The sequence below is a fragment of the Pseudoalteromonas arabiensis genome (genome assembly GCF_001550155.1).
Taxonomy (GTDB): domain Bacteria; phylum Pseudomonadota; class Gammaproteobacteria; order Enterobacterales; family Alteromonadaceae; genus Pseudoalteromonas; species Pseudoalteromonas arabiensis.
The window spans coordinates 338,055-354,045 of the sequence record NZ_LRUF01000026.1 but is presented as its reverse complement, the minus strand read 5'-3'; the positions used below and the strand labels follow the sequence as shown (position 1 = coordinate 354,045).

The window sequence follows — 15,991 nt, the reverse complement described above, 5'->3', positions numbered from 1 at the left end:
CAAGCCGCAATAAATGCAGCTTGCTGATTTTCTCTATATACCAGTTTATTAGATAATATTGAAATTGGTATTAGACCTTTACGGTTTTACGATTTATACCGTAATCTCTTAGCTTATTAGCAACCGCAGTATGACTTAGACCTAAACGTTTAGCCAACTGTCGGGAGCTTGGATAAGCAGGGTACAATTTTCGCAATAATGTGGCCTCAAAGCGTTTAACCGCTTGATCTAACGTTCCTTCAAAGTCTGACTCCAGATAACCTAGATCATGAGTGAATGTAGGCAGCTGCAAGTGCTCAATTCTAAGTTCGTTGTCATCTAACAATGAGACGGCACGGTAAATCGCATTTTCTAACTGACGCACATTGCCAGGCCATGGATAGTCTTGCAAAAAGCTTAAACAATCATCCGATAAAACAGGCACTGAGTGGCCATTCTGCTGTGCATATTTTTGGATAAAGTGCTCTGCCAGTGGGCCTACATCCGCCTTTCTATCACGAAGTGGTGCTATCTCAAGGGTTAGTACATTGATTCGATAATAAAGATCTTCTCTAAATGTGCCCTCTTGCACCATGGCTGGTAAATCTTTTTGTGTCGCTGCAATAATACGCACGTTCACTTTTACTTCGTTTTCATCTCCAACCTTGCGAAAAGTACCGTCTTGTAAAAAGCGCAGTAATTTCGTTTGTAGTTGCGTCGACATCTCGCCAACTTCATCTAAGAATACCGTACCGCCATCAGCCTGCTCTAAAACACCACGTTTAGGGGCGGCATTTTCTTCATAGCCAGCGTAACCAAACAGCTCAGATTCAGCGACGTCATCCGGTAAAGATGCACACGATAAAGCAATAAAAGGTTTAACCGAGCGATTAGATGCATAGTGACAAGCACGTGCCAGCAACTCTTTACCGGTGCCTGTTTCACCGGTAATTAATATCGGCGCTTCAAGTTGTGCCATCTTGCGCGCTTCTCTAACCACACGACGCATAGCAGTACTAAAGTTATGAATAGTCGCGAAACTTTCTTGACCATAACGTCGAAACGCGCTCACTTGCTGGCCTAAGCGACTTTGTGATTTAATATTTATAACCGCACCGGCGAGTACATCTCCCTCAGCTCCTTGTGGAACAGAAATAGGTAGTATGTCAGCAATGAAATCTTCACCTGCCACTTCTACACGGGTTGTTTGGCCAAGTACTTCTTTGCCCTCAAGCCAACGCGTAAAGTTAAATCCTTTCAATAAATTATTGATGTTTGCGCCAATCACTTCATTTTCAGACAACTGTAAGTCGCGACACGCAGCATCATTACATAAACGCACCCACCCTTTCGCATCAATCGAAATGACGCCATCTGGCAGGGCTCTTAATAATGTATTTAGCTCATTATGCTCACGCTCAGAAGGTAAAAATGCGGTTGTTCGGACATCCTTCACACCATCAATTAATCGAATTGATGGCATAATCTTTTGAAATTGCTCAAACTCTATTGGCGGGAAACTGACATACATTCGGCAATTAACCGAATCTACTTCGATACCTTTTAAATCAACCTGATAACTAACCAAAATATTGAGAATCTCTTGGGCGATACCAATTCGGTCGGCACAGTGAATATCTAAACGCATACATCCTCAAAGAACGGGAACCTATAGTAAGCGAATAATACGCTAACTCCCCATGCGAGGGTAGTCTATTGTAAAGATTTTTGGACAAATATACCCAAACGCATTAGTTGTTTGGGTATTTAGTCCACTCGGCACCATCTAATTGTATGTAAGGTTGCCCTTTGATATACATCATTACTGTGTCTTGATTCTCTGCAACTTTGGCTGCGCTCGGTAGGCTGGCAATTAAACGTTGAACACTCACCACACCTGAAAAAACATCCCATTTCATCGCATTACTAATTAATTCAGACAACGCAAAGTAACTCACTGTTTTATCTACTTCATGTAATTCACTGTGCTTTATATCAGGGCCAATAAACTTAACAGCAGCCGGTACAGATACAATCGCTGGGCTGGGTATTTCTCGAAGCCCTGCAAACTGTAACTTATCTCCTTTTAGTGCCGCACCATGCTCTGGTACAACAACTAACATTACATTTCGACCTTCACGTTCAAGCCGTGAAATAAACTGTGCAATATCTGAGAACAACCTTTGCTGCCTAGCAGGATAACTTTCAAGACTATTCATGCGTGAACGTCCAGCTAACTGATTACCATCATGTAAACTAATCGAATTATAATAGAGTGCTCTTGGCTGCGACTGTTCTGCTGCTTGTTCATTTAACCAAGCAGACAAAACCTCACCATCAGAGTAAATAGGCTTACCATCAAACCCATACTGAGCGGGACTAAACTGACTAAAATCGAGTTTAGGAACTGAGACCCCCCCATACTGTCTAATTAAGCCAATAAAATCATCAAAATGACCATCGTGGTTTAAAGCGACAGAGGTCTTAAACCCTAACTCAGCGAGATTACTGAACAACTTACATTGTTTATCAACAGGTTCAAATAGCTTATCTTGGCTGGTTTGGCCACAACTGGCTCGTAAAAGCCGAATAGCAGCAGGGCCACTGTATGACGTAGCTGAATTGAAATCGTTGAACAATATATCAAAATCATTAAAGAGATTACGCGGCTCAACACCAATAGCATTTAAATCAGCCGTAGCGAGGGAGCATATATTAAGCACCACGACATCAAAAGGACGGCCATTGAAAGATGCTGGAAACTGAGTTTTTAACTGTGCTTGCTGCTGATAAAAAGCCTGTAATTGTTGATCTGGCGTTTCAACTATTGATGCATCTGATGCGGCTGTCTTTTCTCCAAGTAAAGGGGACTGGTTTTGTACAACTATCGGTGTACTTAAGCCTTCACTAGGCACTGACATACTCAGCCAATAAGCGTACGCAAACCCAAGCACAGACAAGCTCGTGTACCTGAGCCACTTAGCGCTATACCAGTACACTATACACAGCACAAATAATGCCAAAACTAGCTCAATATTGACCACCCGTGAGACTATTTCAAAAAAGTAACCTAAACTAAAATCTTGAACATTCCCAGCTTGCTTGGTTAATCGTGATATCGGGGGCAGCCATGAATCATGATAAAACAGTGCGATGCCCACGATAACACCTACAATGTGCTTAATACGCGTCAACCATTGCTGCTGAAAAGATACAGCCAAAAAAGCAAAGAAAGCTAAGTTAGCTAAAAAGTCAAATGAGATATCTGAACGACTATATAGAAAAAACTTTATAAGGAAATATAAGTTCCAAACACCTAAACCTGAGAGCCTCACTGGGTATCCTTTTTCTGCTTTTTGGGAGTATACGGGGTCAGTAGTACATGCCTGAATGTTAGTTTTCGATAAACATGCACTATTTTTTTTAGTAATACCTTGCCTACATTACTGAGTAAAACACCGAGTATTAGCGCGATTACAAAGGTAATTAAAAACTGGTTTAAGCTCATGTTTTATCACTTTTAAATTCAACTGAAACAGGTGTTGATAGCGGTCTAATGACTTTTTTAAATTCAGGGGTTTCAGTATTTAAATTAGTAATATCAGCTACTTTGGCATCAAAAATATAGCTAACATTTTCTTTCAATTGCTCTGTGTAGTCTGGTACTTCCTGTTGATTGTAGTCACGTTGAATTCGTCGACACTCTTGCTGTATGTAAAAATGATCAGCAATAATATTTTTCGATGTAAAGAAATCACTCACTTGTAATTTAAACAAGTGTTTAATTGCACTTTCGACATCATGCTCACGGCACGCATGCAAATATAAATAGATATAGCCATCGGCATAACTAAATAGATCCCCCTCTCGTTTTACGTGGAATAAATGCAAGGGGTGAATCGCTTCAATGCGCGGTAAAAGCTGCAACATGACCAACACCCCACTAACACCTAAGTTAGCTGCTGAGTCACTGTGTTTTGACACTTGCTCTGCAAAACGCAGAATAGGTAAATACCCTTTGCTTAATGCACTTTCACTATATTTTAATACATCATCAATTGAATCGGGTAAGGGCCTTGAGAATTGAAACCCCTGTATAGACTGAATTTGTGATAACAGTCTAGATGGCTCCGAAAAGCTATACAAAATCAGGTTTACACCCAAGGCTAAAAACAAACACTCATCTTGATGGCGAATAATGCCATCCACATTCTGAATAACTAATTTTAATTTACGCCCGCATTGTTTACGAAGCAAAAAACACTCTTGTGCTAAAGCAGATAAATCAGTGTAGCGTGTTACTGAAAAAACCAGCGTGGCAGCTTTTCGAGTCAGCGCTGTTTTATATAGTGCGTCGTTATCTTCAACAACTTTGTAAAGAGCAGGAAGCTTAGTGCCTTGTGGTACCGCACTTCGTACTACCCATACTTCATCTTCATCGAGCTCCTGGTGCATTGAACGCTTATCAGCGTGTGCATCTACATCACTCTCAAACACCGATAATTGCTTATTAAGCAACTGTAAATTAACACTTTTAGCTGCAATAACCCCTTCGCTGTGACTCCAAAAATCATATTCTAAGGTACGAATTGAGGCTTCTTGACTCATAAAAATCATGCCATCAAAAAGTGTATTCATACCTAAAAACTGTCGTCGCACACTACTTACATCAGCACCCGAAATTAAAAAGATGACAGTTGCACTTTGAGATATGGCCAGTTCACGATAACAACTTACCTTTTTTATTAACTGCGCTTCGTTGAGCATTGAAATTCGTTCACTATGTAAATGCACAATAACTGTACTACCTTTAAGTTCGTCATAGTGTTTTAGCTCATTAATCACTCGGCGTGAAAAATGTAATTTTTTTGCTAAAATTGGATCATAGTGTAAACAAAATGGATATAAGCGACCCTGCTCAAATAACTGATAAAAAACATCACCTTGCTCACTATTAAAGAACATATCGACGTGTTCAGAAAGCAAGAATACAGAGCCTTTGTTATTAGCAAGAATATGCCTAGCTAACTCTAATAACTGATTGTCTAAAGGTGCCAGTAGTGCATAATTTGCACTGCTTTTTAACACCGAATAGGCTGTCATTAACCCTGTAATATTTAAATAAGGCACCAATAAACCCTTGAAAAAGATACTTTAGTACTAGTTTTGGCCGCTATTCTATATATAATGCAGCCCATGTCCACGCTTTATAAACACTTCAAATCTAGTTTTGTCGTAGCGGATACTTTAAATGAATGATTATGCAGTAAAAAAATCAACTATTTTAACTCAATATGACATTGACAATTTGCTCCATCAATTTGGTGGAAAAAACCAAACATATATAGAAATAGTTGATGTAGAAAAAAATCGCCAAACAATCGAAAAATATCCTTTAATTAAAGATATCGCTTTATCCGTTAAAGATACACAACAAGTTAAAAATATTAACAAAAGTACATACTAAATAATGAAAAGAGTTTTTGTAAAAGGTATTAAAGGTGGAACAGGTACAACATCCGTTGTCGCTAATCTTGCTTGCGCCTTAAGAAAATCTAACGAAAACGTATACGTTATTGACCTTGATCCCAAAGGCGATATTGGCTTGCATCTAGGTCTATCGTGGGAACACCAATTAGGTTGGAGTGATTATTCAAGCTTTCGTGCTGCCGGCTGCCAATTCCATCAAGATGATGATGGTATTAAATTTTTACCTTATGGCAGTGCTAGCCTCAGTAATTTAAACTTTACCTCAATCATAGAAAGCTGCGAGCAATTAAAAGAATCTGAAAACGCCTGGTTTTTATTTGACTGCCCTGCTCATATTGATGTGGTTGATTACCCCACAAGAAAAGAAGATATTTTCCTAGAAATTGTAAACTGCGATGCTATTTGTCACAGTTTTATCTATAAGCGCTTAAATGCACTTAAACACGCTACTTCCCGTTGGCAACATTACTTTTTAATAAATCGATTTAACTCTGCCTCTGAGCTTGAATCTGATCTGCTGCAATTATGGCAGTCAGAACTTCCTTTACTCGCGCCATTGTATATCAACCAAGATGAAGTGATAAAAGAAGCAACAGCATTTCGTAATGTCGCCATTAATTGTGCTCCTTACAGTGTTGCCAATGACGACTTTGAAACATTAGCGGGCTGGTTGGTAAGTCGAGCGAGTAATAATGACTAATAAGGTTCGGGTAAGTAACACTGAGCGTATTATGAAATTATGCTTAGGACTTATTTTTACAAAGAGAATTGTTCGCTTTGTATTTTTTAAATTTCATGGTTATTTCAATCAACATAAGATGAGTTTGCTTGGGGCATTCATGATGCCCTTTATAGTGTTATTTTTATCCCTATTTTTTAGGCTTGATAAAAACCGTAAAAACAACATAAAAAAGACGATAAAATATTTCTATCCCCATGTTACACAGCCAATTTTAACGCCATCAAATTGCGTTAGAATCGTGCTACAAAGCTGTTACTTGGTTTTATTTAACACAACCACCACTTCTCAGGCCCACATTGCCCAAGAGCAGCGTAAAACATGGCGTAAGATAATACGCTCAGCACGTATCGTTCGCGTGATAGACAGTAAGCTAGTGCGCTTTTTTAGGCGAGCTTGGCTTATAACGAAGAAGCAGCAGAAATCAAAAGTGTATCAACAAATAAGCACTTCAAGTCTGTGGAAAAATAGCACCTTAAAAGTGACATTTTTCACACTCTTAATATTCGCTGTCGCCATTTTTGTCACTGTGCCTTTTAGTGTAGAAGCACAAGCCGTGTTTATTAGTCTTATTTTGTTGGTTGCCTACTCTTTGCGTCGTGTTGAAGGACACATGGCAACAATTGCAATGATCACCCTGTCTGTCACCACCTCTACTCGCTATTTATGGTGGCGTTACACAGAAACACTCAACTGGGGAGATCCACTTGCATTAGCATTAGGGTTTGGACTTTTATTAGCAGAAACTTACGCTTGGCTGGTACTAATTTTAGGCTTCTTTCAAACAATTAACCCATTAAGTAGAAAACCCATTCCACTTAGTGAAGATACATCAACATGGCCAACTGTTGATATCTATATTCCAACCTACAATGAACCGTTGAATGTGGTTAAACCAACAACCATTGCTGCACAAAGTATTGACTGGCCAGCTGACAAACTTAACATCTATATTCTAGATGACGGTAAACGCCCCGAGTTTGCTGAGTTTGCAGAAAAAATTGGCGTTGGCTATTTAACTCGGCCAGATAATAATCACGCCAAAGCTGGCAATATGAACCATGCTATGCAAGTGACAAATGGCCAATATATCGCGATTTTTGATTGTGACCATATTCCTGCGCGGTCGTTTTTACAAATGACCATGGGGCAATTTATTAATGACAGCAAAGTGTGCTTAGTACAAACACCACACCACTTTTTTTCTGCGGATCCCTTTGAACGTAATTTAAAAAACCATCGTAAAATTCCTAACGAAAACATGCTATTTTATGGTCTGATCCAAGACGGTAATGACATGTGGGATGCCACCTTTTTCTGTGGCTCTTGTGCAGTATTAAAGCGCAGTGCCCTTGAAGAAATTGGCGGGTTTGCGGTAGAAACTGTCACCGAAGATGCGCACACAGCACTGAGAATGCAGCGTGCCGGATATAAAACCACCTATATTAATATTCCACAAGCTGCCGGCCTTGCCACTGACAGTTTATCGGCTCATGTTGGTCAACGGATCCGTTGGGCTCGAGGGATGGCACAAATTTTTCGTTTAGATAATCCATTACTCGGCAAAGGCTTAAATATTGCCCAACGATTATGCTATCTCAATGCCATGCTGCACTTTTTATCGGGAATACCACGTATTGTATTTTTAACCGCACCTTTGGCGCTGATCTACCTGAACGCACAAATTATTTACGCTCCTTTTATCGCTATTTTCTTATATATTGTACCCACCTTGCTGCAAGTGAAAATAACCAATTCACGAGTTCAAGGGAAATACCGTTACTCATTCTGGGGTGAAGTATATGAATCAGTTTTAGCCTGGTACATTTTAAAGCCCACCACAGTTGCACTTATAAACCCCAATAAAGGTAAGTTTAATGTCACTGAAAAAGGCGGATTAAATAGTACTGACCACTATGACTGGATGATTTCAAAGCCCTATATAATACTGTTATTAGTAAACGTTATCGGTATGGCGTATGGCATCATCAGATTATTATTCGGTGATACGTCTCATATAGGCGTATTGCTAATTAGTATGTTGTGGGCCAGCTACAATATAGTGATCTTAGGCGCAGCAGTCGCGGTAGCAGCCGAAGCAAAGCAAGTACGTAGCTCGCATAGAATAAAAGCTAACTTCCCTGCCGCAATTCGCCTTGCGAACGGACGCACCATCAAAGTTAAAATAACAGATTATTCAGACAACGGAGTCGGTTTAGAAACCGAACACAGCCACTTATGTCGGGTCAACGATAAAGTTGAACTCCTTATGAGCCGTGGCTTTAAGCAGTTTTCATTTGCGACCTACATCTGTAACACCCGTGATAAGCAGATTGGCTTAACGCTTAGAGATTTAAATTTAGAAAAACAAAAAGCATTTATTCAATGCACATTCTCACGCGCAGATGCTTGGCTTGATTGGCAAGAAAACTTTAAACACGATAAACCTTCATACAGTTTTTCGAAAGTGTTTTATACTAGCCTCAGAGGCTTTAAGAATTTGATTTTCCACGCACCAAGTGAGTTGAGACCCTTGATTAATTTTATAACGAAGGTACTACACTTTGTCGTGTCTTTATTACCTAAAAAACCAACAAAAGTATTTACACCATCATGATGAAACCACTACTAACACTATTACTCGCTGCAATATCACTGAGCCTGCCACACTGGGCTATGGGTGCTGAGCCGCTGTCTAATAAAGCTATTTTTGATGATGGTTACCCTGAACAAGCACCTGTAGAGAGCCTAACCTTAAGTTTTGAACGTTTAGGCTTAAAAAAGTTTAAGCTAGACGGTGTTAGCCAAAGCACTCGCATCGACTTTACAAACCGACTAGACAAGCTGGGTAAACAGTTGATGCTTAACTTTTCATACACGCCCTCCCCTTCATTGATTAGCCGCGTGTCACATTTAAAAGTTTTCTTCAATGAAAACCTCGTAACCGTATTACCCATTGATGATAAAACTAATCCAATTAAGGTAAAAACCGAACATAGCGTGCCGCTCAACCCAAAACTGATTAAAGATTTTAATCAAATTCGTTTTGAGCTAGTTGGTTACTATGACTTGGCATGTCAAGATGATTTCAGTAAAGCTATTTGGGCTGAATTAGATAAAAGCAGTTCCATCACACTGGGCCGCCAATCACTTGCACTCGAAAGCTTACTTGAATATTTTCCCGCACCTTTTTTTGATAAACGAGATTACACTCAGCTTAATTTACCCTTTATTTTTGCCTCCCAGCCAAATGAAGAGACGCTTGAGGCAGCCGTTGCACTTTCAAGCTTTTTTGGTGCCCAAGCCAAGTGGCGTTATGCTGGATTTCCAGTGCAAATAAATGCAACGCCTGTTGAGCACAGTGTAGTGTTTGCAACCAATACAAACAAACCAGACTTCTTATTAAATTACCCTAATGTTGAAAAACCAACGGTTGAGATTATCAGTAGTCCAACACATAGATACGCCAAAGTGTTACTAATTCTAGGCAAAGACGCTGCACAACTAAAAGAAGCTGTGGTCGGTTTAATGTTTGGCCACAAAGTGATGACAGGACGTAGTGCAACCATTGATGCCATTGATAGTTTACCGCTTCGAAAAGCATACGATGCGCCATTGTGGGTCCGTTCTGACCGTGCTGTTACATTTGATGAATTTATTGAATACCCGACACAGCTTCAATCAGCAGGTTATCGAGGTCAACCTGTTAATTTAGATCTTCGCTTTGCACCCGATTTATTCACGTGGCGTGAAAATGGCATCCCATTAACGTTAAATTACCGCAATACTCCTGTAGAACAGGGCATGCTGTCGCGTCTAAACATGCTTATCAATGGCAAATTTGTTGACGGTTTCACGCTTAATAATAAACACAATGAGAATGTAACCACACAGACTCTATTACCGCTAATTTCAACAAGTACACCAAGTCAAACGCACCAAGACTTCGAATTAACGGGGCTTGATTTAACAACTAACAACCAACTGACTTATGACTTTAACTTTGCCTTAGTTAAAACAGGAGAGTGCAGTGCGATTCCAGCAGGCGGTGAGTTCGGTGTTATTGATGGCAGCTCTAGCATTGATGTGAGTGGTTTTCATCATTACATTTCATTGCCTAATTTACGTGCTTTTGCCAATAGCGGTTTCCCTTATACCAAATACGCAGATCTTCATCAAAGCGTGTTAATAATGCAAAGCAACGCCCCTGTTGAGGCAATTAGCTTATTACTCAACTTTGCAGGCCGTTTGGGCGCAATGACAGGCTATCCAGCCCACCGTTTAGATATTCAATTTCCTAATTCAAAAAACGAACTTACCGATAAAGACATTATCATCATTGGCAAGCCTGATTCACTTTTAGCTGAGCTTTCACAGAACAGCTCTTTAAGTGCTGTGATCAATAACAATCAGCGTATTGTTAATCAAGCCATCTATAACGGTGCATATGACACTGAAAACTCTGAAAAAATTAAACTAAATATCAGTAGTCTAGGCCGCTTAGCAATAATTTCTGGTTTCCAATCTCCATTGGACTCAGAACGCTCAGTCGTTTCTATGATCGTCTCAGACAATAGTGCATATAGTTTATTGAGCGACGTACTTATGAACGCAGAGAAAACAGCTCAAATAATGGGTAGCTCAGCCATAATAAACCGTCAGGGAATCAAAACCATAAAAACTGATGAGCAATACTTTGTTGGCCATATCCCTATTCATACGCTGATTTGGTTTCACTTTTCTGATCAACCCATTTTACTCGCCATATTATCGATTATTACATTACTGCTGATTTCGTACATGTTGTGGCGACTACTTCTGTTACTGACACAAAAGCGTTTGTCTGAAGGAGATAAAGCATAATGAAATTTATGGCTTATTTAGCGATTAGTATCTTACTAATAAGTAAAGCTTTTGCAGCGCAAACGTGTGCAGCGTGGCCACAATGGAATACGTTTAAAACACACTTTATTTCACCACAGGGGCGCGTTATTGATTTAGGCAGCCAGTTCGATATCACCACCTCTGAAGGTCAGTCATATGCGTTATTTTTTTCCTTAGTCGCCAATGATAAAAGCACCTTTGACTCACTGTTAGATTGGACAGAAATTCACCTCTCTGAAGGCGATCTAAGCACTCGTCTACCTGCATGGCAATGGGGGGTTGAAAAAGGGGAAGGCAAAATATTAGACTCTAACCCTGCCGCTGACTCCGATTTATGGATAGCTTACACCTTGTCGCAAGCCGCAAAACTATGGCAAGAAAGACGCTATGCAGTTTTAAGCTCAGTACTTGCGGAGCGAATTATTCGCGAAGAAACTGCCCGTATACCTAACTTAGGCTTAACACTTCTGCCAGGACCTAGTGGCTTTAAGAAGCAAGGTTCATGGAAACTAAACCCAAGCTATGCGCCGTTATTTATTTTAAAGCAGTTTGCTGAGCTTTATCCGCATTCACCTTGGCAACAGCTACATGATAACTCAGCTAAAATGCTGATTAATACAGCACCAAAAGGCTTTAGCCCCGATTGGGTCAATTACAGTGTTGAAAAAGGCTTTTACCATGACAAACGAAGCCCAGCTGTAGGCAGTTTCAATGCTATTCGTGTGTATCTTTGGGTAAGTATGATGGCCGATGGTGCCACTTACAAAAAAGAACTTATCCAGCAATTCGCGCCTATGGCCGAATATATTATCGAATCGGGGAAAGTACCGTTAGAAGCAGATGCTCTTTCAGGGAAAACATCAGGCACAGGTCCGAGTGGTTTTACTGGGGCTTTACTCCCTATGCTCAAAACCATGCAAGCATCACAATTAATAACCACACTGCAACAGCAATTAATGATGGATACCCGTTTCACAACAACTCGCTACTATGACAGTGTACTGTACTTGTTTGGCACCAGCAGTCTAAACGAACGCTTTAAGATTGATAAAGAAGGAAACTTGATAACGAATTGGAGCGCTGAATGCCAATAAAGTGGCTCCTTGCTGTCATTATCGCAAGCCCTAGTGTCTTTGCGCTTTCAAGTAACGATATTGATACTCAGTCGATTGATTGGTTAATTAGCCAAGTACAATTAGGCGAAATTGAGCAAGATACACAGCTGATGTCTGACAGCTTAGAAAAACTGTTAAGTATCGCCCCCCAAAACACCCAAGTTCAGTGTGCACAGGTGCGTGTTTTGTATGCACGAAAAGAAACTGAACAAGCACGTAACTTATTGGCAAAGCTAACTCAAAAAGCACACCCTTGTGTGGAGAGCTTAACAATGCTGGAAAAAGTCAGTAATGAAGAAAAAGCAACGATTGCACAGGCCCGTTTACGCGCACGCGCAGGGCAATACAATGATGCTGTAAAAATTTACAATCGCTTGTTCAAATCAAACTACCCTAATATTGAGTTTGAACTTGAACATATAAACTGGCTTGCCCAAGACGAAAACCAATACCAACAGGCCTTACGAGGATACCACTCATTAATGAACCGCTACCCAAACAGCGGTCGTTTTGAGCTTGCTTATGCTCGTCATCTGTTAAAACAAAATCCTGCAAATAAAGAAGCACTGACACTTTTGAGCCATTATGCTCATAGTAATCAATACAGTGTTGAGGCTGAATTTGCATGGTTAAATGCACTTGAAGATATGCCTCTGAACAAAAGTACCGAACATGCTTATGAACGTTATTTTGCTGCTTACCCTAAAAGCAGCAAAGGGCACGTGCAATTTAGCGACTTTAAAAAAGCATATAAAGCTGAACGTGAAAAGCTGGCTGATCCTGCTTACCAGACATGGCTAAAAGGCAATGTAGAGCTTGAAAAACGCCGTTTTGTAAAAGCTGAAGCATTGTTCAATAAAGCCCTAAAAGGCCGACCCACTGATCCTGAAATATACAACAGTTTAGGACTACTCAATCTTAGACAAGGCAATAATGCTCAAGCCTATCATTTTTTTAAAAAAGCTGAAAAATACAGTATTGATACAAATCGCATCACAGTACTCAAAGGCCTAGCAAATACGGCGCGTTTTTGGCAATACATAGACGAAGCAAAATCAGCGATGTCTATGAAAGAGTTTAAACGTACAACATTAAAGCTCGATTTAGCTGATACCCTCAATGAGAATCCGAACACGGTCATGTTTTACCGTGCGCAACTTGCCGAAGCTACCGGCGATTACCAAACGGCCATGAAGCTTTACAAACATGTGCTAAAAAGTGATCCATTACAGCAATCAACCCTAAGAGCCATGCTTATTTTAAGCGCTGCAGATGGTAACTATGCTCGTAGCCATCAATTTTATAATGGCTTAAGTAAACAGCAACAAGCGCTGATTGCCGCTGACTATACGCTTTTAGAAACCCAGCAATTACGGACAAATGCGGATGATTTAACAGCGAAAGGCAAGCTGGATGAAGCTGTAGATATGCTACTTATGGCAATAAAACAAAGCCCTCGCCAAAGCTGGTTATATTATGATCTCGCTAATGTATACCAACAACAGGGGTTGGTTGAGCACGCAAAAGCGCTCTATAAGAAAACCTTGTGGCAATTTCCACTGGATGCAGAACTCAGATACAGTCATGCGTTATTTTTACGTTCGCTCAATGATTATCAAGGCGCGCTGGCGACACTGGATTACATTCCAACTAACGCACGCACAGATGAAATTAACGTTCTTGCTGAGCAACTGAGTATTAACACCAAGCTCGAGAAGCTTGCAGAAAATAATACTGCCACCAATAAAGCAACTATTATTTATAAACTCACAGAGTTAGAAGCCCAACCGTTAACACCATTAATGCAAGCAGAGCTTGCCACTCAATGGCTCCAAATTAATGAGCAACAGTACGCAATGAGGCAACTTAAAAAAGCGCTTAAACGCGACTCTAGCCTTAGCCCATATTGGCATATGACGTATGCTGATCTGCTTATTAATAACGATGATCAAGCAGGTGTAGATACGTGGTTTAGTCATTACCAACTGCCCAGCAATGCAACAAACTCAGAACAATCGCAATGGCTTGCGCTACAAATAAACTACATTAATCGTTTTTACCAAGGCCAAACGCGAATAACAAAATTAACAGCGCTTGATAATCAGTACAGTGAAAACCCACAACTTAATGAAGCACTGATTAATGCCTATATAGAGCAAGGTGAGACTCGTTTCGCTATTTCTCGCTACCAGCAACACACCGCAATGGGACACACAGTCACCACCGATACTGCACTGACGATTGCAGCACTTAGCCGTGAGATGCAAAATAACACCTTGGCTGATCGTATTGTTGCAGAGCAAATCAACCAAGTAACGTATCAGGAAAGCTATCGACAACAGCAGCTAATGGCGGCACTTAGCCAATTTGAAGATCAAACAACGGCTCTTAACCTAGCCAAACAGTTGTTAGCAAAATCTAATAATAATCAAGAGCTTTACTATCAGGCTGCAGCTGTAGCAGAGACTAAGCAACAAACACAGCTTGCAAAAAACTGGTATCAAGCGGCAATCGCAGCAAACACCATCAATAGTCGTTTAGCTAATGAGCAGTATTACAGCCTGTATACACTTGATGATGACGCCCCATGGTATGTCAATAATGCGAAACGCCAATTACAGCGTATTGAACAACAAGAACAAGCGTATATTACAGCCGCTATCAACTTAAGTAGCCAAACTAGCACACAAAATGAGTCAACCTTAGGAGCAGGTGCAACACCTATCGAAGCAGGTTTTCCTCTTTGGGGTGGCACTGGGATTATAAAATTAGACCCGATGACAATATCGAGTCAAGAAACCCGTTTTGATGAAACCTTTGCGGGCAGCCGCTATGGTCAAGGGGCACTCTGTATCTTTGACTGTCCACTGTTAAGCATTGAACCCGAACAGCAAGGCATGGATATTGGCTTTGCTTGGCAGAACGAGCAATGGCGCTTTGATGTCGGCACGACTCCACTTGGCTTTCTAGTCGAAGATATCGTGTGGGGTGTGAGTTACAAAGGAAGCTTTGGCGATTTCGGTTATGGAGTCACCTTCAATAAACGCCCTATTACTAGCTCTGTTTTATCTTATGCAGGACTTGAAGATGTCTTTACTAATCAAGTGTGGGGCGGCGTTCGAGCAACACAATTGCAACTGAGCTTATCTCATGATCTAGGGCTAGATTGGGGCTTTTGGGGAAGCACCAACTACCAGCTTTTAACCGGTAAAAACGTCAAAGATAATCAAAGCTACAGTTTAATGGGTGGCAGTTACTATCGGTATATTCGACAAAGAAATAAAGAGCTGAGCATTGGTTTAAACCTATTACATTGGTCATATAAACACAATTTAAGTGAAGAAACCTGGGGACATGGTGGCTATTACAGCCCGCAAAGCTATTTAGGCGCTTCACTGCCAGTCATTTATGATCAACGCATTGGCCATAATTTTGTTTATCGTTTACGTGGCGGCGTATCTTGGTCAACTACAACCACCGATGAAATTGAATTTTTCCCTAATGATCCTGTTTTGCAAGCACAAGCTGAAGCACAAACAGCTATAACGGGGGTTGTACCTTATTTTGAAGAAGACACTAGTCGTGGTATTTCTTACAATCTAGGAGCCAGCTTTGAGTATCGTTTTACGCCACATTGGTTTTTTGGTGGCTATTTAAATCTTGATAGAGCTGATTTCTACGAACCAAATTATGCACAACTTTATTTTAGATACTACTTTAAGCCTGTTTATAGTGAGCTAATCTTCCCTGGAAAACCTGTCATACCTTATGCAAGCTACTAAAT

The 15,991-nt window shown here is 40.4% G+C and carries 9 protein-coding genes; 6 read left to right on the top strand and 3 right to left on the bottom strand.

All coding sequences use genetic code 11. The annotated features are described in order from the left end of the window. Positions 1-70: 70 nt before the first annotated feature. The 3 genes from tyrR to bcsE form a co-directional block, all read right to left on the bottom strand. A complete protein-coding gene (gene tyrR, locus PAARA_RS18690) occupies positions 71-1,627 on the bottom strand; it encodes a transcriptional regulator TyrR (protein WP_062570500.1) in 1,557 nt (518 codons plus the stop codon). Positions 1,628-1,730: 103 nt separating this feature from the next. Beyond that, positions 1,731-3,314, bottom strand: coding sequence for a cellulose biosynthesis protein BcsG (gene bcsG, locus PAARA_RS18685; RefSeq protein ID WP_062570499.1), 1,584 nt, complete (start codon positions 3,312-3,314; stop codon positions 1,731-1,733). Positions 3,315-3,483: 169 nt separating this feature from the next. Beyond that, a complete protein-coding gene (gene bcsE, locus PAARA_RS18680; protein ID WP_167346354.1) occupies positions 3,484-5,109 on the bottom strand; it encodes a cellulose biosynthesis protein BcsE in 1,626 nt (541 codons plus the stop codon). A 121-nt stretch (positions 5,110-5,230) separates the two neighbouring features. Here bcsE and bcsR point away from each other — a divergent pair, with 121 nt between their 5' ends. Genes bcsR through PAARA_RS18650 form a run of 6 tightly spaced genes read left to right on the top strand, consistent with a single transcriptional unit; the run spans position 5,231 to position 15,989 of the window. Further along, complete coding sequence (bcsR, locus tag PAARA_RS18675; protein ID WP_062570498.1) at positions 5,231-5,446, top strand: BcsR/BcsP family cellulose biosynthesis protein; 216 nt, start codon at positions 5,231-5,233, stop codon at positions 5,444-5,446. 3 nt (positions 5,447-5,449) lie between these two features. Continuing rightward, positions 5,450-6,169, top strand: a complete 720-nt coding sequence (gene bcsQ / locus PAARA_RS18670; protein ID WP_062570497.1) for a cellulose biosynthesis protein BcsQ — start codon at positions 5,450-5,452, stop codon at positions 6,167-6,169. Beyond that, positions 6,162-8,825 carry a UDP-forming cellulose synthase catalytic subunit gene (gene bcsA / locus PAARA_RS18665; RefSeq protein ID WP_062570496.1) on the top strand — a complete coding sequence of 888 codons (2,664 nt, stop codon included), beginning with the start codon at positions 6,162-6,164 and terminating at the stop codon, positions 8,823-8,825. Before bcsQ ends, bcsA begins: the two co-directional genes overlap by 8 nt. Continuing rightward, positions 8,822-11,071, top strand: coding sequence for a cellulose biosynthesis cyclic di-GMP-binding regulatory protein BcsB (gene bcsB / locus PAARA_RS18660; protein ID WP_062570495.1), 2,250 nt, complete (start codon positions 8,822-8,824; stop codon positions 11,069-11,071). Before bcsA ends, bcsB begins: the two co-directional genes overlap by 4 nt. Beyond that, positions 11,071-12,186, top strand: coding sequence for a cellulose synthase complex periplasmic endoglucanase BcsZ (bcsZ, locus tag PAARA_RS18655; RefSeq protein ID WP_062570494.1), 1,116 nt, complete (start codon positions 11,071-11,073; stop codon positions 12,184-12,186). The genes bcsB and bcsZ overlap by 1 nt, the downstream gene beginning before the upstream one ends. Further along, positions 12,177-15,989 (top strand): cellulose synthase subunit BcsC-related outer membrane protein, encoded by a 3,813-nt coding sequence (locus tag PAARA_RS18650; RefSeq protein ID WP_062570493.1) that lies wholly within the window; start codon positions 12,177-12,179, stop codon positions 15,987-15,989. The genes bcsZ and PAARA_RS18650 overlap by 10 nt, the downstream gene beginning before the upstream one ends. Positions 15,990-15,991: the final 2 nt, after the last annotated feature.